Below are 247 nucleotides of genomic sequence, written 5' to 3'. Positions count from 1 at the left end.
CACGAATTAGTAAAATAGGGAATCAAAAGCTCCGAAATTTATTATTTATGTGCAGTTTTAATGCCTGTAAATATAACCATGCTTGCAAAGCAATTTATGATCGATTAGTAGCCAAAGGGAAGAGCAAAAAATTAGCTTTAATAGCGGTTTGTAATAAGCTATTAAAACAAGCTTTTGCTATAGCAAAATCAGGATTAATATATGATGACGGATATAGAAGTGTACTGGTTAGAAATTAAGTGAAATT

General features: G+C 30.4%; 1 pseudogene. It reads left to right on the top strand.

Features of this window, described 5'->3' with window-relative positions:
* Window positions 1-239: pseudogene (locus Q0838_RS14300) on the top strand (IS110 family transposase); the annotation flags it as partial.
* Window positions 240-247 lie beyond the last annotated feature (8 nt).

This window comes from uncultured Nonlabens sp. (genome assembly GCF_947495285.1).
Lineage (GTDB): Bacteria > Bacteroidota > Bacteroidia > Flavobacteriales > Flavobacteriaceae > Nonlabens.
Note: the sequence above shows the minus strand (reverse complement) of the source record. Positions and strands in the feature narration are given on the sequence as shown.